We start from the raw sequence: 16718 nt of genomic DNA on the forward strand, positions 1-16718 counted from the left end.
GAACAGCACCGCCACGGCGACCAGCACCCACAGCAGGCCGTTGCCGCCGCCGCCGTGGTCGGGCGCTGCGGCCGCGCCGGTGTCAGCGGACGGCGAGTTCACGCAGCTCGCGCTTGAGCACCTTGCCGATCGCGCTGCGCGGCAGCTCGTCGATGAAGGCGAGGCGCGCCAGGCGCTGTGTCTTGCCGACCTGGGCATTGGCCCACTGCAGCAACTCCCCTTCGCTCGTGGCGTCGCCCTCGCGGCGCACCACGAAGGCGGCGGGCGTCTCGCCCCACTGCTCCGAAGGCACGCCCACGACAGCCACGTCGGCCACCGCCGAATGGCCGCGCAGCACGGCCTCGAGGTCGCTCGGGTAGATGTTGAAGCCGCCGCTGATGATCATGTCCTTCTTGCGGTCGAACAGCGTCAGGAAGCCGTCGGCATCGAAGCGGCCCACGTCGCCGGTGCGGATGAAGCGCTTGCCGGTGGCATCGAACCACTCGGCCTCGCGCGTCTTCGCGGGCTGGCGGTGGTAGCCGGTCATCATGCCGGCCGAGTGGCCCACCACTTCGCCGGCCACCTCGGTGTCGCCGCGCGGCAGCTCGTTGCCTTCCTCGTCGATCAGGCGGATGTCGCTGCCCTCGGCGGGCCGGCCCACGGTGTGCAGCTTCGTGGGATTCAGGTGCGCCTCCAGGATGCAGGTGCCGCCGCCCTCGGTCATGCCGTAGAACTCGACCAGCCCGCCGGGCCAGCGCCTGAGCACGTCGGCCTTCAGCGCGGCGCCGAAGGGCGCGCTGGTGCTGAACTTGTGCCTGTACGAAGACAGGTCGTGCTCGTCGAAGCGCGGATGCGCCATCAGCCGCTGGTACTGCACCGGCACGAGCATGGTGTGCGTCACGCGGCGCTGCTGCGCCAGCTGCAGGTAGCCCAGCGCGTCGAACTTGGGCATCAACACCACGCAGCCGCCGAAGGCCAGCGTGGGGAAGAACACCACCAGCGTGGTGTTGGAGTACAGCGGCGTCGACAGCAGCGTGACCGAGTCGGGCCCGTACTCGTACTTCGCGCCGCGCTGCACGTGGGCCCAGCGCATGCCATGGCCCTGCACGATGCCCTTGGGCTCGCCCGTGGTGCCCGACGAATAGATGATGTTGAAGGCCCAGCCCGGCTGCACATCGACGGGCTCGGGCCGCGCACCGGCAGGCGCCAGCCATTCGTCGATGCCGCGGCCGACCTGCGAACCGTCGAGCGCCACGCGCGCGATGCCGCCTTCCTTCGCGGGGCCGATCACCTCGGCGGCCGATGCGTCGCTGAAGAGGATGCGCGCATCGGCATCCTCGATCATGCGCGCCAGGCTCGCGGGTGCGGAGCCGGGGGCCAGCGGCGCCACCGCGACACCCGCGCGCAGCGCGCCCAGGAACACGGCCGCGTAGTTCACCGACGACGAGGCGCAGATCGCGATCGCGTCGCCGGCCTTGAGCCCGTCGCGCTGCAGGCTGGCCGCGACGCGGTCCATCAGCGCGTCGAGCGCGCGGTAGTCCAGCGTGCGGTTCGCGTCCGACAGCGCAGCGTGGTCGGGCGTGTGTCGTGCGTGGAGGCGGACCAGGTCGGCAATGGCGCCGAAACTGCGTTCCATGGCGGCTTGGACGTCAGGGTGCGTTTGCAAAGTCATCTCTTCCTTCTTCTTGGCCAGCCGGCAGGATAGCGAAATGCTCCCGCTTCCAGCCAGCGCCTTGGCGACCGCGCGGCTGCAGGACGGCGCGCCGTCAGTTGGCGCTCAGGAACGCGGGAACACGATCCTTGGGCGCTGTCCGCCGAGCAGCGGCGGCGCTTGCTGTCACCAACAGGGAGGTACCGTGCACATCATCTGGACGATTCTGATCGGCTTCATCGCCGGCCTCCTGGCCCGCGCCGTGCTGCCAGGCAACAACTCGATGGGGTTCATCCTCACGGCGGTGCTCGGCATCGCGGGCTCGCTGGTCGCCACCTATGCGGGGCAGGCCATGGGCTGGTATTCAGCGGGCGCGGGAGCCGGCTTCATCGCCTCGGTGGTCGGCGCAGCCGTGCTGCTCGGGGTCTGGCACCTCGTGAGCCGCTGAGGCGGGCGCTCCCGCCTTCACCACAGACAAGGAGTTCTCCATGGGCTTACTCGACATCCTCCAGCAGGCCATCGGCAACAACAACGCCGAGGCCCACCTCGACCAGGTCGCGCAGCATGCCTCGCCCGGCGAATTGGGCGCAGGGCTCGCCGCCGCGATGCGCTCGGACCAGACGCCGCCTTTCGGCGACACCGTGGGCCAGCTCTTCGGCCAGTCCTCGCCGGCCCAGCAGGCGGGCGTGCTCAACCAGATCCTGGCCACGCTCGGGCCGGCGGCCGCCTCGGCGCTGGCGGGCGGCGTGCTCGGGCGCATGCTGCAGCCGGGCCAGACGCAGATCACGCCCGACCAGGCCTCGCAGCTCTCGCCCGCGCAGGTGACCGAGATCGCCACGCACGCCGAGCAGCAGCACGCGGGCGTGATCGACGAGGTGAGCCAGTTCTATGCGCAGCACTCGGGGCTGATCAAGACGCTGGGCGGCGCCGCGATCGCCATCGCGCTGGCGAAGATGAAGGAGAACGCGACGCGCGGGTGAGTCGGGCAGCGCTTGACGCCGTGCACCGGCGTACCGCCTGCCTTGCAGGTATTTCGAAGGGTCGAAGGGCCAGCGGCAGGAACCGATTCATCGGCTCCTGGAGCCCCTCTTCTTCAGACGCCCGCGGCGTGCGCCTGCTGGTCCGCGTGATAGCTCGACCGCACCATCGCACCCACCGCCGCGTGGCTGAAGCCCATCTTGTAGGCTTCTTCCTCGAACATCTTGAAGGTGTCGGGGTGCACGTAGCGGCGCACCGGCAGGTGCGAGCCCGACGGCGACAGGTACTGGCCGATGGTCAGCATGTCGATGTCGTGGGCGCGCATGTCGCGCATGACCTGCAGGATTTCTTCGTCAGTCTCGCCCAGGCCGACCATGATGCCGCTCTTGGTCGGCACGTTGGGGTGCAGCGCCTTGAACTTCTTGAGCAGGTTCAGGCTGAACTGGTAGTCGCTGCCGGGGCGCGCTTCCTTGTAGAGGCGCGGCGCGGTTTCCAGGTTGTGGTTCATCACGTCCGGCGGCGCGGCCTTGAGGATCTCGAGGGCGCGGTCGTCGCGGCCGCGGAAGTCGGGCACGAGGATCTCGATCTGCGTGGTGGGCGAGAGCTCGCGGATGTTCCTGATGCAGTCGACGAAGTGCTGGCTGCCGCCGTCGCGCAGGTCGTCGCGGTCGACGCTGGTGATCACCACGTACTTCAGGCGCAGCTTGGCGATGGTCTTCGCGAGGTTGATCGGCTCGTCCTTGTCGAGCGGATCGGGGCGGCCGTGGCCCACGTCGCAGAACGGGCAGCGGCGCGTGCACTTGTCGCCCATGATCATGAAGGTGGCCGTGCCCTTGCCGAAGCATTCGCCGATGTTGGGGCAGGAAGCCTCTTCGCAGACGGTGTGCAGGTTGCTCTCGCGCAGGATCTGCTTGATCTCGTAGAAGCGGGTGGTGGGGCTGCCGGCCTTGACGCGGATCCAGTCGGGCTTCTTGAGCACTTCGCCGCTTTGCACCACCTTGACGGGAATGCGTGACAGCTTGGCCGCTGCCTTCTGCTTGGCCAGGGGGTTGTAGGTTTCGGCGCTCTGGGCCTCTCTCACTACGGGTGCGGGGACGACTTCGGTGGTGCTCATTGGTGTGTCAAGGCGCCAGGAAGGTGCAGAGCTTCTGGCCCAGCACCGAGGCGGCTTCTTCCCATGTGGTTTGGATGCCGATTGTAGAAAGATCGACCGTCTGCAGCCCCGCGTAGCCGCAAGGGTTGATGCGCGAGAAGGGTTCGAGGTCCATCCGCACGTTGAGCGCCACACCGTGATAGGTGGCGTGCCGGCTCACCTTGATGCCCAGCGCCGCGATCTTGCCGAGCCCGCGGAACGGGTCGGCCGCGGGCATGGGGCCGGTCAGCGCCGCGTGCGAGAACGGGTCGTCCAGCCGCACGTAGATGCCCGGCGCACCCGCCACGCGGTGGCCCGTGACGCCGAAGTGCGCCAGCGTGCGCAGCACCGATTCCTCGATGCGGTAGACGTACTCCTTGACGAAGTAGCCCGCGCGCCGCAGGTCGATCAGCGGATAGGCCACCACCTGGCCGGGGCCGTGGAAGGTGACCTGGCCGCCCCGGTCGGTCTGCACGACGGGGATGGCGCCGGGGTTCAGGATGTGGTCCTGCTTGCCCGCAATGCCTTGCGTGAAGACAGGGTCGTGCTCGCAAATCCATAGCGCATCGGGCGTCTCGGGCGTGCGCTCGAGCGTGAACTGCTTCATCGCCGCGAAGGTGTCGGCGTAGTCGACGCGGCCCAGCGCGACCGGCTCGACGGCCGGAACGGCGATGGCGGCTGTGTCTGTCATTGCGTGGCCTGCCGCGCGAACGGCTTGCAGCTCAAAGCACGACCTTGACCATCGGGTGCGAGGACAGCGCGCGATACAGGTCGTCGAGCTGCTCGCGGCTGGTGGCCGTGACGGTGATGGTCACGCCGAGGTAGTTGCCGGCCTTGCTGTCGCGCAGCTCGACGGTGGTGGCGTCGAAGGTCGGGTCGAAGCGTTCGGCGATCTGCGTGACGGCGTGCACGAACCCGTCGACCTTGGCGCCCATCACCTTGATCGGGAACTGCGAGGGGTACTCGATCAGCGATTCCTTGCGCGGATCGGGGATCGAGGTGGTTTCGGTGGCGGGGGTGTTGCTGTCGGTCATGCCGGGGCTCCGTGTTTCTGCTCTTGCTGCTTGCGCGCGTTGTGTACCTTGGCCTCCTGGTAGGCCTGGTACAAGCTCTCGTAGATGGGGCCGGGGCGGCCATTGCCAATAGGCCTGCCGTCGAGCGTGACGACCGGCAGCAGCTCCTTGCTGGCCGAGGAGATCAGTACTTCGTCGGCGGCGAACACTTCCTCGCGCGAGATGGGGCGCAGCTCGAACGGAATGCCGAGCGTCCTGCTCAGGCGCTCGAAGAGGCCGTAGCGGATGCCGGTGAGCACGAGGTTGTTCTTGGGCGGGCCCATCAGCTTGCCGTCCTTCACGATCCACACGTTGCTCGACGAAGCCTCGCTGAGCCAGCCATCGCGGAACATGATGGTCTCGGCTGCGCCGGCCTCCACGCTGATCTGACGCGCGAGCACGGCGCCCAGCAGGCTGGTGCTCTTGATGTGCGCCTTCTGCCAGCGGAAGTCGGCCGCGGTGACGCAGGCCACGCCCTTGGCGCGGACGGCGTCGGAGATGGGCGGCAGCGGGTTCACCATCACGAACACCGTGGGGCGCAGGCCGCGCACCATCGCATGGTCGCGCGGCGCCACGCCGCGCGTCACCTGGAAGTACACCGACTGCGGCGCCTCGCCAGCGGGTGCCACCAGGCGCATCACGATCTCGCGCCACTGTGCGAGCGACAGCGGGTTCTCGATCTGAAGCTCGGCGAGGGAGCGGTCGAGGCGGGCCATGTGCTCCTCGAAACAGAAGGGCTGTCCGAGGTAGACGGGGACGTATTCGTACACACCGTCGCCGAAAATGAAGCCGCGGTCGAGGACGCTGATCTTCGCGTCGCGCAGTGCGGTGTATTCGCCATCGAGGTAACAAAGCGTGGCAGGGAGGGCGTCGGTGATAGGGTGCATGCCGGAATTATGGTTGCGCACGACACGTCGGGCTCCGGTCAGGGAATGCGGCGCCGTTTTGCGTGTGCGACACCACAGGTGGCGGGACAGGCTGGGTTTTTACTTATAATCAATGGCTTTGTAGAAATTCTGGGTCGTCATCCGGGCTTCATTCGAAATGAAAACAATCGCCCGTCATGACTCGGAGGCCCCTGAAGGCCTCGACGCAGAATTCAAGCCGCTGACCGCCGACGAGGCGCGTGAGCTGCGAGCAAAGAACCCATCGATCTCCCCGTGGCGGGTGATCGCGGGTCAGTTGGTTGTCGGTCTGGTGGTGGCTCTGGCTGCCTGGGGACTGACGGGGAGGCAAAATCTGGGGTGGTCCGCCGCTTACGGCGCGATCGCGGTGGTTGTCCCGTCGGCGGTTTTCGCGCGGGGGCTGACCGGCCGGTTTTCCTCCCTGAATCCGGGCACTGCGGTGTTCGGATTCTTCCTGTGGGAAATGGTCAAGATGGCCTTGTCCGTGGCGATGCTGATCGCCGCGCCGAGGCTGATTACGGCGCTGAGCTGGCCAGCAATGCTGGTCGGCCTGGTGGTGACAATGAAGGCGGCCTGGTTGGCGGTGATGTTCTCGCCCCGGCGCCGGAAACTGAGAGACGAGTAACCGAATGGCTGCTGAAAACGCTGCGGAACATGGTCAGACCGCTGGTGAATACATCATTCACCATTTGACGCACCTGCAAAGCTCCAAGCCTGGAGGTGTGGCCGACTTCTCGGTTTTCAACTTCGACTCTCTCTTCTTCTCGATCACGCTCGGCATCCTGGGTTGCTGGCTGCTCTGGCTGGCTGCCCGCAAGGCCACTTCGGGTGTTCCTGGCCGTTTTCAAGCGGCTGTCGAACTGCTCGTCGAAATGGTCGACCAGCAGGCCAAGGGCATCGTCCACAACGCCACCAGCCGCAAGTTCGTGGCCCCGCTGGCGCTCACGATCTTCGTGTGGATCTTCCTGCTGAACGCAATGGACCTGTTCCCGGTCGATTTGTTCCCGGCGATCTGGGCCAAGATCTTCCACCTCGCCGGTGAAGACCCGCACCACGCCTACCTGCGCGTCGTGCCCACCGCCGACCTCTCGGTGACGATGGGCATGTCGGTCGCCGTGCTGCTGGTCTGTCTCTACTACAACGTCAAGATCAAGGGCCTGGGCGGCTGGGTGCACGAGCTGTTCACCGCACCCTTCGGCAACCACTGGGCGCTGTACCCCTTCAACTTCGCCATGCAGCTGATCGAGTTCGTCGCCAAGACCGTCTCGCACGGCATGCGGCTGTTCGGCAACATGTACGCCGGCGAACTGATCTTCCTGCTGATCGCCCTGATGGGTGGTGCCTGGTCGCTGTCGGCCACCGGCATCGGCCTGGCCATCGGCCACATCATCGCGGGCACGGCCTGGGCCATCTTCCACATCCTGATCATCACGTTGCAGGCCTTCGTGTTCATGATGCTGGCGCTGGTCTACATCGGCCAGGCCCACGATCACCACTGATCAGTTGCTTTCGTTCTTGTTTTTGTTTTTCTCTTCAACCAAAGTCCTCTAGGAGTCATCATGGAAGTTATTAGCTTTGTTGCACTGGCCGCCGGCCTGATCATCGGTCTGGGCGCTGTGGGCGCATGTATCGGCATCGGCATCATGGGCAGCAAGTACCTCGAGTCGGCCGCACGTCAGCCCGAACTCATGGGTGAACTCCAAACCAAGATGTTCCTGCTGGCCGGCCTGATCGACGCCGCGTTCATTATCGGCACCGGTATCGCCCTGTGGTTCGCAACGGCCAACCCGTTCCTGTCGCAAATCGCCAACCTGCCGAAGTAAGTCTTTCTCGTCGGACCTGCGTCGTCGTTCCCTGGCCCTGCTAGCGAATGGCTTCGATTCAATCCCATAGAGAGGGTGAAAAGTGAGCATTACCGGTACCCTGATCGTTCAGATGATCGTGTTCCTGATCCTGGTCGGGTTCACGATGAAGTACGTGTGGCCGCCGATCGCGAAGGCGCTTGACGAACGCGCTGCGAAGATCGCCGAAGGCCTCGCTGCAGCCGACAAGGCCAAGTCCGAGCTGTCCGCCGCCAACAAGCGCGTGGAAGCCGAGCTGGGCCAGGCCCGCAACGAGTCCGCACAACGTCTTGCCGACGCCGAACGTCGCGCCCAGGCCATCGTTGAAGAGGCCAAGGCCCGCGCGACCGAGGAAGGCAACAAGATCGTTGCAGCCGCACGCGCTGAAGCCGAACAGCAGGCACTGAAGGCCCGTGAAGCCCTGCGCGAGCAGGTGGCGGCACTGGCAGTCAAGGGCGCAGAGCAGATCCTGCGCAAGGAAGTGAATGCGGGCGTTCACGCCGATTTGCTCGCCCGTCTGCAGACCGAACTCTGATAGAAGCCATGGCAGAACTCGCCACCATCGCACGCCCCTACGCCGAGGCGCTCTTCAAGGCATCGTCGTCCGACGTGGCCGGAACCAGCGCCTGGCTCGAAAAGATTGCCGCCATCGCGGCCAATCCGGAGCTCCAGCAGTTCGCCGACAACCCCAAGGCCACGGCCGAACAGGTGATCGGCGTGGTCGCCGGTGCATTCGGTGCACCGCTGGCCGCTCCTGCCCAGAACTTCCTGTCCGCACTCCTCGAGAACGGGCGCTTTTCGGTGCTGCCGGAAATTGCGAAGCAGTTCCGGGCACTCGCCAATGCGCAAAGCGGCTCGTCCGACGCAGTGGTCTACAGCGCCTTCCCGATCGAGGACGCTGCATTGGCCAATGTGTCTGCCGCGCTCGAGAAGCGCTTCGGTCGCAAGCTCCAGGTCACGGTTCGCCAAGAGCCTGAACTGATCGGCGGCATCCGTGTGGTGGTCGGCGACGAGGTGCTCGACACCTCCGTCAAAGCGCGCCTTGAACAAATGAAAGTTGCGCTGGTGGCCTGAAGGCTCCCGGCCCCTTACAAAGAAAGAAGGAAAGAGTCATGCAACTCAATCCCGCAGAAATTTCCGAGCTGATCAAGAGCCGCATCGAGGGCCTCGGGGTCAGCGCCAACATCCGCAACGAAGGCACCGTGGTGTCGGTGACCGACGGCATCGTGCGCATCCACGGCCTGTCCGACGCGATGCAGGGCGAAATGCTGGAGTTCCCCGCCACTGCCGACGGCGTCCCGTCGTTCGGCCTGGCACTGAACCTCGAGCGCGACTCGGTGGGCGCCGTGATTCTGGGCGAGTACGAGCACATCTCCGAAGGCGACACCGTCAAGTGCACGGGCCGCATCCTGGAAGTGCCGGTGGGCCCCGAGCTCGTCGGCCGCGTGGTGAACGCCCTGGGCCAGCCGATCGACGGCAAGGGTCCGGTCAACGCCAAGATGACGGACGTGATCGAGAAGGTCGCACCGGGCGTGATCGCCCGCAAGTCGGTCGACCAGCCGATGCAGACCGGCCTGAAGTCCATCGACTCGATGGTGCCCGTGGGCCGCGGCCAGCGCGAGCTGATCATCGGCGACCGCCAGACCGGCAAGACGGCCGTGGCGATCGACGCGATCATCAACCAGAAGGGTCAGAACATGACCTGCGTCTACGTCGCGATCGGCCAGAAGGCTTCGTCGATCAAGAACGTGGTGCGCGCGCTGGAACAAGCTGGCGCCATGGACTACACGATCGTGGTCGCGGCATCCGCTTCCGAATCGGCAGCCATGCAATACGTCGCGGCCTACTCGGGCTGCACGATGGGCGAATACTTCCGCGACCGCGGCGAAGACGCGCTGATCGTCTATGACGACCTGTCGAAGCAGGCCGTCGCCTACCGCCAGGTGTCGCTGCTGCTGCGCCGTCCCCCGGGCCGCGAAGCCTACCCCGGCGACGTGTTCTACCTCCACAGCCGTCTGCTCGAGCGCGCAGCCCGCGTGAACGCCGACTACGTCGAAGCCTTCACCAAGGGTGAAGTCAAGGGCAAGACCGGTTCGCTGACCGCGCTGCCGATCATCGAAACGCAGGCCGGCGACGTGTCCGCCTTCGTTCCGACCAACGTGATCTCGATCACCGACGGCCAGATCTTCCTGGAAACCAACCTGTTCAACGCAGGTATCCGCCCCGCCATCAACGCCGGTATCTCGGTGTCGCGCGTGGGTTCGTCGGCCCAGACGAAGATCATCAAGAGCCTGTCGGGCGGTATCCGTACCGACCTGGCCCAGTACCGTGAACTGGCTGCGTTCGCGCAGTTCGCTTCCGACCTCGACGAAGCCACCCGCAAGCAGCTCGACCGCGGTGCCCGCGTGACCGAACTGCTGAAGCAGCCGCAATACAGCCCGCTGCCGATCTCGCTGATGGGTGCGTCGCTGTTCGCCGTGAACAAGGGCTTCATGGACGACCTCGAGATCAAGCAGGTGCTGCCTTTCGAGCACGGCCTGCACCAGTTCCTGAAGTCCAGCCACGCCGCGCTGCTCGACAAGATCGAGAAGGCCAAGGCTCTGGACAAGGAATCGGAAGCCGAACTGCTGGCAGCCGTCACCGCGTTCAAGAAGTCGTTCGCCTGATCGACGCCTTGACCGACGCAAGAAGGAGCTCTCATGGCAGCTGGTAAGGAAATCCGCGGCAAGATCAAATCGGTGGAAAACACCAAGAAGATCACCAAGGCCATGGAAATGGTCTCGGTTTCCAAGATGCGCAAGGCGCAGGATCGCATGCGCGCCGCTCGCCCCTACAGCGAAAAGATCCGCAACATCGCAGCCAACCTCGGCAAGGCGAACCCGGAGTACACCCACGCTTTCATGAAGACGAGCGACGCCAAGGGCGTCGGCTTCATCATCGTGACCAGCGACAAGGGCCTGTGCGGCGGCTTGAACACCAACCTGCTGCGTGCCGTCACCGGCAAGCTGCGCGAAGCGCAAGCAGCGGGCAACGTGGTCGAGTCGGTCGCCATCGGCAACAAGGGGCTGGGTTTCCTGAACCGCATCGGTGCGCGCGTGGTGGCCCATGTGACGCAGCTGGGCGACACGCCGCATCTGGACAAGCTCATCGGGCCGGTCAAGACGCTGCTGGACGCCTACGCCGAAGGCAAGCTGTCGGCGGTGTACCTGTGCTACACGAAGTTCATCAACACCATCAAGCAGGAGCCGATGGTGGAGCAGCTGCTGCCGCTGAAGGCCGAGACGCTGCAGGCCGATCCGGCGCATCACTCGTGGGACTACATCTACGAGCCGGATGCACAGAGCGTGATCGACGAGCTGCTGGTGCGCTACGTGGAATCGCTGGTCTACCAGGCCGTGGCCGAGAACATGGCGTCCGAGCACTCGGCGCGCATGGTGGCCATGAAGGCCGCGACCGACAACGCAGGCAACGTGATCAACGAGCTGAAGCTGGTCTACAACAAGACCCGCCAGGCCGGCATCACGAAGGAACTGTCGGAAATCGTGTCCGGCGCGGCCGCTGCCGCAGGCGTTTGATTGAAGCAATGCAACAGGCCGCGTTGCTGATCGGGGGCGTTTCGCGTCCCCGGTAACCCAAGGCCTTTATTTAGGGGACTCTGCGCAAAATGAAGAAGATGCTTGCTCTGGTGGCCGTTGCCGCCGCACTGACCGCCTGTTCCAAGAAGGAAGAGGCGCCTGCACCTGCACCGGCTGCTCCCGCCGCTGCACCTGCTGCGCCCGCTCCGGCTCCCGCGCCTGCTCCTGCAGCAGCGCCGGCGGCAGCTCCCGCCGCAGCGCCGACGGCCTCCGCCGACCTGCCGCAGGAATGCAACGACTACCTGGCGAAGGTCCAGACCTGCGTCGCTTCGCAAAGCGGTGCAGCTGCCGACGCCATGAAGGCAAGCCTCGATCAGACGAAGGCCACCTGGGCTTCGATGGGCGCCGACAAGGCCGCCCTGGGCCAGGCCTGCAAGGCCGCTTCGGACGCCTTCGCCGCTCAGGCGACGGCCATGAAGTGCTGATGAAGAACTAGACAGCGAAGACTGCAAGGCAAAGAGAAATTCAAGGATGCCGGCCCGTCCGGCTTTCTTGCACAAGCGGCCCGTTTTGGCAGCAGGACGCTTCTGCAAGAACCTGTCGCAAATTTATTGAGATCCATCCAGAAGGAAACGCCATGGCTGAAGGAAAAATTGTCCAATGTATCGGCGCCGTGGTCGACGTGGAGTTCCCGCGTGACCAGATGCCCAAGGTCTACGACGCCTTGAAGTTCGAAGGCGGCGGGCTGACCCTCGAAGTTCAGCAGCAGCTCGGCGACGGCGTGGTGCGCACCATTGCACTGGGCTCGTCCGACGGTCTGCGTCGCGGCCTGATCGTGACCAACACCGGCGCTCCCATCACCGTGCCGGTCGGCAAGGCCACCCTCGGCCGCATCATGGACGTGCTCGGCCGTCCGATCGACGAGCGCGGCGACGTGGGCCAGGAGCTCACCGCTTCGATCCACCGCAAGGCTCCCGCATACGACGAACTGTCGCCCTCGCAGGACCTGCTGGAAACCGGCATCAAGGTGATCGACCTGGTCTGCCCGTTCGCCAAGGGCGGCAAGGTGGGTCTGTTCGGCGGCGCCGGCGTGGGCAAGACCGTGAACATGATGGAACTCATCAACAACATCGCCAAGGCTCACTCGGGTCTGTCGGTGTTCGCAGGCGTGGGCGAACGTACCCGCGAAGGCAACGACTTTTATCACGAGATGGCCGATTCGGGCGTCGTGAACCTCGAGAAGCTCGAGGACTCGAAGGTGTCCATGGTCTACGGCCAGATGAACGAACCCCCGGGCAACCGTCTGCGCGTGGCGCTGACCGGCCTGACCATCGCCGAGTCGTTCCGCGACGAAGGCCGTGACGTTCTGTTCTTCGTGGACAACATCTACCGCTACACGCTGGCCGGTACCGAAGTGTCGGCTCTGCTGGGCCGCATGCCTTCCGCCGTGGGCTACCAGCCGACGCTGGCCGAGGAAATGGGCCGCCTGCAGGAGCGGATCACGTCGACCAAGGTCGGCTCGATCACCTCGATCCAGGCCGTGTACGTGCCTGCCGACGACTTGACCGACCCGTCGCCCGCCACCACCTTCGCCCACCTGGACTCCACCGTGGTGCTGTCGCGTGACATCGCTTCGCTGGGTATCTACCCCGCCGTGGACCCGCTGGACTCGACCTCGCGCCAGCTCGACCCGAACGTGGTCGGCGAAGAGCACTACAACGTGGCCCGCGCCGTGCAAGGCACGCTGCAGCGCTACAAGGAACTGCGCGACATCATCGCCATTCTGGGCATGGACGAACTGGCTCCGGAAGACAAGCTGGCCGTGGCCCGTGCCCGCAAGATCCAGCGTTTCCTGTCGCAGCCGTTCCACGTGGCCGAAGTGTTCACGGGCTCGCCCGGCAAGTACGTGCCGCTGGCCGAAACCATCCGCGGCTTCAAGATGATCGTGAACGGCGAAGCCGACCACCTGCCCGAGCAGGCGTTCTACATGGTCGGCACCATCGACGAAGCGTTCGAGAAGGCCAAGAAGGTCGCTTAAGAAGGAATCACCATGGCAGGCACCATTCATGTGGACGTGGTCAGCGCGGAAGAGTCGATCTTCTCGGGCGAAGCCAAGTTCGTCGCGCTGCCCGGTGAAGCCGGTGAGCTCGGCATCTTCCCGCGCCACACCCCGCTGATCACGCGCATCCGCCCCGGCGCCGTGCGCATCGAAACCGCCGACGGCAAGGAAGAGTTCGTCTTCGTGGCTGGCGGCATCCTCGAAGTGCAGCCGAACGCCGTCACCGTGCTGTCCGACACCGCGATCCGCGGCAAGGATCTCGACGACGAGAAGGCCAACCAGGCCAAGGCCGCGGCCGAAGAAGCGCTGAAGAACGCGAAGAGTGACATCGACATCGCGATGGCCCAGTCCGAGCTGGCCGTGATGGCCGCCCAGATCGCGGCGCTGCGCAAGTACCGTCAGAAGAAGTAAGCTCCTTCGCTGGAGCACAAGAGAGCCGCCCTCGAGGCGGCTTTTTTTCGTCCTGCGATCCTTCGAAATCAACCGTCTTTGACCTTAATAAGGTCGAAGTTTGGCCTTGTCCGGCTGAAGCCTGCCACCTAGTATTCGCCTTCGCCCGGCGGCATGGCCGTTGGCGCAAGACAAGAACACTGGAGACAAGGCGCGTGGCACCCTGGAGTGGCATCACTGCGGACGAGATGCGTTTGCTGGAAACGACCTTCTGGTCGGCCGGCGGTTCGCGCCATGCCATGGCGGAGCAGCTGGGCTTTTCCAAGAGCAAGGCCAACGGGCTGATCGCCGGTCTCGTCGACCAGGGCCTGCTCGCCGAGGCCGGCCTGCAGCGCTCCTCGGGCGGGCGCCGCCCCGAAAACCTCCAGTTGCATGCCGGGCTCGGCGTGCTCATCGGCGTCGACATCGGCGCCACCAGCCTCGACGTGGCCGTGCTGCGCCCCGACCTCAGCGTGCTCGCCCAGCACGACGAACCTGCCGATGTGCGCGAAGGGCCGGCGGTCGTGCTGGCCCGAGTGCGCGTGCTGATGCGCGAGCTGTTGGCGCGCTGCGGCCACACCGCGAAGGACGTGCTCGGCATCGGCATCGGCGTGCCCGGCCCGGTCAACTTCGAGATCGGCCAGCTCGTCAATCCGCCGCTGATGCCCGCCTGGGACAGCTTCTCGATCCGCGACTACCTGCGCGAGGACTACGCCGCTCCCGTCTTCGTCGACAACGACGTGAACCTGATGGCGCTCGGCGAACTGTGGCGCCTCAGGCGCTCGCTGCAGAACTTCCTCGTCATCAAGATCGGCACCGGCATCGGCTGCGGCATCGTGTGCCACGGCGAGGTGTACCGCGGCGCCGCCGGTTCGGCCGGCGACGTGGGCCACATCTGCGTCGACCAGGAGGGTCCGCGCTGCCATTGCGGCAACCTTGGCTGCGTCGAGGCGATGGCCGCCGGCCCGGCGATCACGCGCATGGCGGTGCAGGCCGCGGAAGCGGGTGAGAGCGCCGCGCTGGCCGAGGTGCTGCGCCAGCACGGCCGCATCGACGCGATCGACGTGGGCCAGGCCAGCCGGGGCGGCGACACGGCCGCCAACGCGATCATCCAGCGCGCGGGCAGCCTGATCGGGCAGATGCTCGCGTCGGTCGTCAACTTCTTCAATCCCTCGCATGTGTTCATCGGCGGCGGCATCACGCGCATCGGGCCGCTGTTCCTGGCTGCCGTGCGGCAGAGCGTGTACCAGCGCTCGCTGGCGCTTTCGACGCGGCACCTGGAAATCCAGTACACGCCGCTGGGCATGCAGGGCGGCGTGATCGGCGCCGGGGTGCTCGCGATGCAGGAAACCCTGAAGGCCCGAGGGGTGGCGCCATGATGGACACGGCCGCCAGCCAGGCGACGGACAAGGGCAGCGTCGCCGTCGAGTTCGACGGCATCGTGAAGGCCTTCGGTCCGGTGCAGGTGCTGCACGGCGTGAGCTTCGCGCTCGCACCCGGCCGCGTCTACGGCCTGCTCGGCGAGAACGGCGCGGGCAAGTCCACGTTGATGAAGATCCTCGCGGGCTACGAGTCGCCCAGCGGCGGCACGCTGAAGATCAACGGGCAGCCGCAGCAGTTCGCGAGTTCGCGCGATGCCGAGGCGCTGGGCATCGTGCTGATCCACCAGGAGTTCAACCTCGCCGAGGACCTGAACGTGGCCCAGAACATCTTCCTCGGTCACGAGAAGAAGATGTGGCCCCTGGGCCGTCGCTTCGCGCCGTCCGTCCCCCGAGGGGAGCAAGGAAGCTTGGGGCGGCCCGGCGCTTCCTCGAAGGGCTGGCTGCTCGACGACGCCGCCATGGAGCGCGATGCCGCCGCCGCGCTCGCGGCGGTCGGCCTGAACATCGACCCGCGTACCAAGGTGCGCAGGCTCATCGTCGCGGAGAAGCAGCTCGTCGAGATCGCGAAGGCCATCGCGCGCCGTGCCCGCCTGCTCGTGATGGACGAGCCCACCGCCACGCTCACGACCGGCGAGACGGAGCGCCTGTTCAGGCTCATCGCCCAGCTGCGCGCCGACGGCGTGACCATCGTCTACATCTCGCACAAGCTCGACGAGGTGGAGCAGGTGACCGACGATGTCATCGTCATGCGCGACGGCCGTTTCGTCGCGCGCGCGCCGACGGCCGAGGTCACGCGCCAGCAGATGGCCAACCTGATGGTGGGCCGCGAGCTGGCCGACCTCTATCCGCCGCGCGACCCGGTGACCACCGCAAGCGCACCCGCCATGCGCGTGCAGGGCTTCAGCGTGCCGGGCTGGGCGCAGGACGCGAGCTTCGAGGTGTGCCCCGGCGAGATCCTCGGCTTCGCGGGCCTCGTCGGCGCCGGCCGCACCGAACTTTTCGAGGGCCTGCTCGGCCTGCGGCCCGCCAGCGGCGGCAGCGTCGAGATGCTTGGCAAGCCCGTCGCGCACGGCAAGGGCTGGCGCAACCCGCGCGATGCGGCGCGGCACGGCCTCACCTACCTGAGCGAAGACCGCAAGGGCAAGGGCCTGCACGTCGACTTCGGCCTGCGCCAGAACCTCACACTGATGGCGCTGGAGCGCTACGCGCAACCCTGGCTCAGGCCGGAGGCCGAGCGCGGTGCGCTGGCCGAGGCGGTGAAGGACTACGGCATCCGCACCGGTTCGCTCGACGTGAAGGCCTCGTCCCTGTCGGGCGGCAACCAGCAGAAGCTCGCGCTCGCCAAGGTGCTGCAGCCCAGGCCGAAGGTGGTGGTGCTCGACGAGCCCACGCGCGGCGTCGACGTGGGCGCCAAGCGCGACATCTATTTCCTGATCCAGCGACTCGCCCGCGAAGGGCTCGCGGTGATCGTCGTCTCGTCGGAGCTGATGGAGCTGATCGGCCTGTGCCACCGCGTCGCAGTGATGCGCGCGGGCCGCATCGTCGCCACGCTCGACGCCGACCATCTGACAGAAGAGGAGCTGATCGCTCATGCCACCGGAACCAGATGAGCTAACCCCCAGGCTGCGCGCACTTCGTGTCGCTACGCCAACCCCCTTGCAGGGGGCAACACCCGCGGCCCGGCAAAGCCGGTTCCGCGGTGTTCCCCGATCGAGCTTCGCTGCGCTCGCTGCCG

The 16718-nt window shown here is 66.1% G+C and carries 19 protein-coding genes; 14 read left to right on the top strand and 5 right to left on the bottom strand.

The window, feature by feature from the left end; all coding sequences use genetic code 11:
- Positions 1–82 precede the first annotated feature (82 nt).
- Positions 83–1615 carry a class I adenylate-forming enzyme family protein gene (locus ACTJLF_RS22620; protein ID WP_132755143.1) on the bottom strand — a complete coding sequence of 511 codons (1533 nt, stop codon included), beginning with the start codon at positions 1613–1615 and terminating at the stop codon, positions 83–85.
- 220 nt (positions 1616–1835) lie between these two features.
- Here ACTJLF_RS22620 and ACTJLF_RS22625 point away from each other — a divergent pair, with 220 nt between their 5' ends.
- Positions 1836–2078 carry a GlsB/YeaQ/YmgE family stress response membrane protein gene (locus ACTJLF_RS22625; protein ID WP_019657653.1) on the top strand — a complete coding sequence of 81 codons (243 nt, stop codon included), beginning with the start codon at positions 1836–1838 and terminating at the stop codon, positions 2076–2078.
- Positions 2079–2118: 40 nt separating this feature from the next.
- A complete protein-coding gene (locus ACTJLF_RS22630; protein ID WP_019657652.1) occupies positions 2119–2610 on the top strand; it encodes a hypothetical protein in 492 nt (163 codons plus the stop codon).
- A 113-nt stretch (positions 2611–2723) separates the two neighbouring features.
- Here ACTJLF_RS22630 and lipA read toward each other — a convergent pair whose 3' ends face one another.
- Genes lipA through ACTJLF_RS22650 form a run of 4 tightly spaced genes read right to left on the bottom strand, consistent with a single transcriptional unit; the run spans position 2724 to position 5679 of the window.
- Entirely contained in the window at positions 2724–3722 is a 999-nt protein-coding gene (lipA, locus tag ACTJLF_RS22635) for a lipoyl synthase (RefSeq protein ID WP_145761563.1), read from the bottom strand.
- Positions 3723–3729: 7 nt separating this feature from the next.
- On the bottom strand, positions 3730–4431 hold the full coding sequence (gene lipB, locus ACTJLF_RS22640; protein ID WP_126185938.1) for a lipoyl(octanoyl) transferase LipB: 702 nt from the start codon (positions 4429–4431) through the stop codon (positions 3730–3732).
- Positions 4432–4462: 31 nt separating this feature from the next.
- Positions 4463–4774 (bottom strand): YbeD family protein, encoded by a 312-nt coding sequence (locus tag ACTJLF_RS22645; RefSeq protein WP_019657645.1) that lies wholly within the window; start codon positions 4772–4774, stop codon positions 4463–4465.
- The gene (locus tag ACTJLF_RS22650) at positions 4771–5679 is read right to left on the bottom strand and encodes a D-amino acid aminotransferase (protein WP_440883950.1); all 909 of its coding nucleotides are present in this window, start codon (positions 5677–5679) and stop codon (positions 4771–4773) included. The genes ACTJLF_RS22645 and ACTJLF_RS22650 overlap by 4 nt, the downstream gene beginning before the upstream one ends.
- Before the next feature lie 157 nt (positions 5680–5836).
- On the opposite strand from ACTJLF_RS22650, the gene ACTJLF_RS22655 reads away from it, so the two are divergent.
- From ACTJLF_RS22655 to ACTJLF_RS22710, 12 genes are all read left to right on the top strand, one after another.
- Positions 5837–6322, top strand: coding sequence for an ATP synthase subunit I (locus ACTJLF_RS22655; RefSeq protein ID WP_132755155.1), 486 nt, complete (start codon positions 5837–5839; stop codon positions 6320–6322).
- Between the two features lie 4 nt (positions 6323–6326).
- On the top strand, positions 6327–7196 hold the full coding sequence (gene atpB, locus ACTJLF_RS22660; protein ID WP_019657642.1) for a F0F1 ATP synthase subunit A: 870 nt from the start codon (positions 6327–6329) through the stop codon (positions 7194–7196).
- A 60-nt stretch (positions 7197–7256) separates the two neighbouring features.
- Positions 7257–7520, top strand: coding sequence for a F0F1 ATP synthase subunit C (gene atpE, locus ACTJLF_RS22665; protein ID WP_019657641.1), 264 nt, complete (start codon positions 7257–7259; stop codon positions 7518–7520).
- Positions 7521–7602: 82 nt separating this feature from the next.
- A complete protein-coding gene (locus tag ACTJLF_RS22670) occupies positions 7603–8073 on the top strand; it encodes a F0F1 ATP synthase subunit B (RefSeq protein ID WP_019657640.1) in 471 nt (156 codons plus the stop codon).
- Between the two features lie 8 nt (positions 8074–8081).
- Positions 8082–8612 (top strand): F0F1 ATP synthase subunit delta, encoded by a 531-nt coding sequence (locus ACTJLF_RS22675; RefSeq protein WP_019657639.1) that lies wholly within the window; start codon positions 8082–8084, stop codon positions 8610–8612.
- A 38-nt stretch (positions 8613–8650) separates the two neighbouring features.
- Entirely contained in the window at positions 8651–10204 is a 1554-nt protein-coding gene (gene atpA, locus ACTJLF_RS22680; RefSeq protein ID WP_019657638.1) for a F0F1 ATP synthase subunit alpha, read from the top strand.
- 33 nt (positions 10205–10237) lie between these two features.
- A complete protein-coding gene (gene atpG / locus ACTJLF_RS22685) occupies positions 10238–11113 on the top strand; it encodes a F0F1 ATP synthase subunit gamma (protein WP_019657637.1) in 876 nt (291 codons plus the stop codon).
- 89 nt (positions 11114–11202) lie between these two features.
- A complete protein-coding gene (locus ACTJLF_RS22690) occupies positions 11203–11598 on the top strand; it encodes a hypothetical protein (RefSeq protein WP_019657636.1) in 396 nt (131 codons plus the stop codon).
- Positions 11599–11750: 152 nt separating this feature from the next.
- Positions 11751–13151, top strand: a complete 1401-nt coding sequence (gene atpD, locus ACTJLF_RS22695; protein WP_019657635.1) for a F0F1 ATP synthase subunit beta — start codon at positions 11751–11753, stop codon at positions 13149–13151.
- Between the two features lie 12 nt (positions 13152–13163).
- A complete protein-coding gene (locus ACTJLF_RS22700) occupies positions 13164–13583 on the top strand; it encodes a F0F1 ATP synthase subunit epsilon (RefSeq protein ID WP_019657634.1) in 420 nt (139 codons plus the stop codon).
- Between the two features lie 227 nt (positions 13584–13810).
- On the top strand, positions 13811–14980 hold the full coding sequence (locus tag ACTJLF_RS22705) for an ROK family protein (protein WP_440883996.1): 1170 nt from the start codon (positions 13811–13813) through the stop codon (positions 14978–14980).
- Positions 14980–16593 (top strand): sugar ABC transporter ATP-binding protein, encoded by a 1614-nt coding sequence (locus ACTJLF_RS22710; RefSeq protein ID WP_440883997.1) that lies wholly within the window; start codon positions 14980–14982, stop codon positions 16591–16593. Before ACTJLF_RS22705 ends, ACTJLF_RS22710 begins: the two co-directional genes overlap by 1 nt.
- Positions 16594–16718: the final 125 nt, after the last annotated feature.

This window comes from Variovorax sp. 22077 (assembly GCF_052044195.1).
GTDB classification, from domain to species: Bacteria; Pseudomonadota; Gammaproteobacteria; order Burkholderiales; family Burkholderiaceae_C; genus Variovorax; species Variovorax atrisoli.

Bases quoted from the DNA above. Each gene is read 5' to 3' on its own strand.
- ACTJLF_RS22620 (WP_132755143.1), bottom strand. From the start codon at position 1,615: ATGGAACGCAGTTTCGGCGCCATTGCCGACCTGGTCCGCCTCCACGCA.
- ACTJLF_RS22630 (WP_019657652.1), top strand. From the start codon at position 2,119: ATGGGCTTACTCGACATCCTCCAGCAGGCCATCGGCAACAACAACGCC.
- lipA (WP_145761563.1), bottom strand. From the start codon at position 3,722: ATGAGCACCACCGAAGTCGTCCCCGCACCCGTAGTGAGAGAGGCCCAG.
- lipB (WP_126185938.1), bottom strand. From the start codon at position 4,431: ATGACAGACACAGCCGCCATCGCCGTTCCGGCCGTCGAGCCGGTCGCG.
- ACTJLF_RS22645 (WP_019657645.1), bottom strand. From the start codon at position 4,774: ATGACCGACAGCAACACCCCCGCCACCGAAACCACCTCGATCCCCGAT.
- ACTJLF_RS22650 (WP_440883950.1), bottom strand. From the start codon at position 5,679: ATGCACCCTATCACCGACGCCCTCCCTGCCACGCTTTGTTACCTCGAT.
- ACTJLF_RS22655 (WP_132755155.1), top strand. From the start codon at position 5,837: ATGAAAACAATCGCCCGTCATGACTCGGAGGCCCCTGAAGGCCTCGAC.
- atpB (WP_019657642.1), top strand. From the start codon at position 6,327: ATGGCTGCTGAAAACGCTGCGGAACATGGTCAGACCGCTGGTGAATAC.
- atpE (WP_019657641.1), top strand. From the start codon at position 7,257: ATGGAAGTTATTAGCTTTGTTGCACTGGCCGCCGGCCTGATCATCGGT.
- ACTJLF_RS22675 (WP_019657639.1), top strand. From the start codon at position 8,082: ATGGCAGAACTCGCCACCATCGCACGCCCCTACGCCGAGGCGCTCTTC.
- atpA (WP_019657638.1), top strand. From the start codon at position 8,651: ATGCAACTCAATCCCGCAGAAATTTCCGAGCTGATCAAGAGCCGCATC.
- atpG (WP_019657637.1), top strand. From the start codon at position 10,238: ATGGCAGCTGGTAAGGAAATCCGCGGCAAGATCAAATCGGTGGAAAAC.
- ACTJLF_RS22690 (WP_019657636.1), top strand. From the start codon at position 11,203: ATGAAGAAGATGCTTGCTCTGGTGGCCGTTGCCGCCGCACTGACCGCC.
- atpD (WP_019657635.1), top strand. From the start codon at position 11,751: ATGGCTGAAGGAAAAATTGTCCAATGTATCGGCGCCGTGGTCGACGTG.
- ACTJLF_RS22700 (WP_019657634.1), top strand. From the start codon at position 13,164: ATGGCAGGCACCATTCATGTGGACGTGGTCAGCGCGGAAGAGTCGATC.
- ACTJLF_RS22705 (WP_440883996.1), top strand. From the start codon at position 13,811: ATGCGTTTGCTGGAAACGACCTTCTGGTCGGCCGGCGGTTCGCGCCAT.
- ACTJLF_RS22710 (WP_440883997.1), top strand. From the start codon at position 14,980: ATGGACACGGCCGCCAGCCAGGCGACGGACAAGGGCAGCGTCGCCGTC.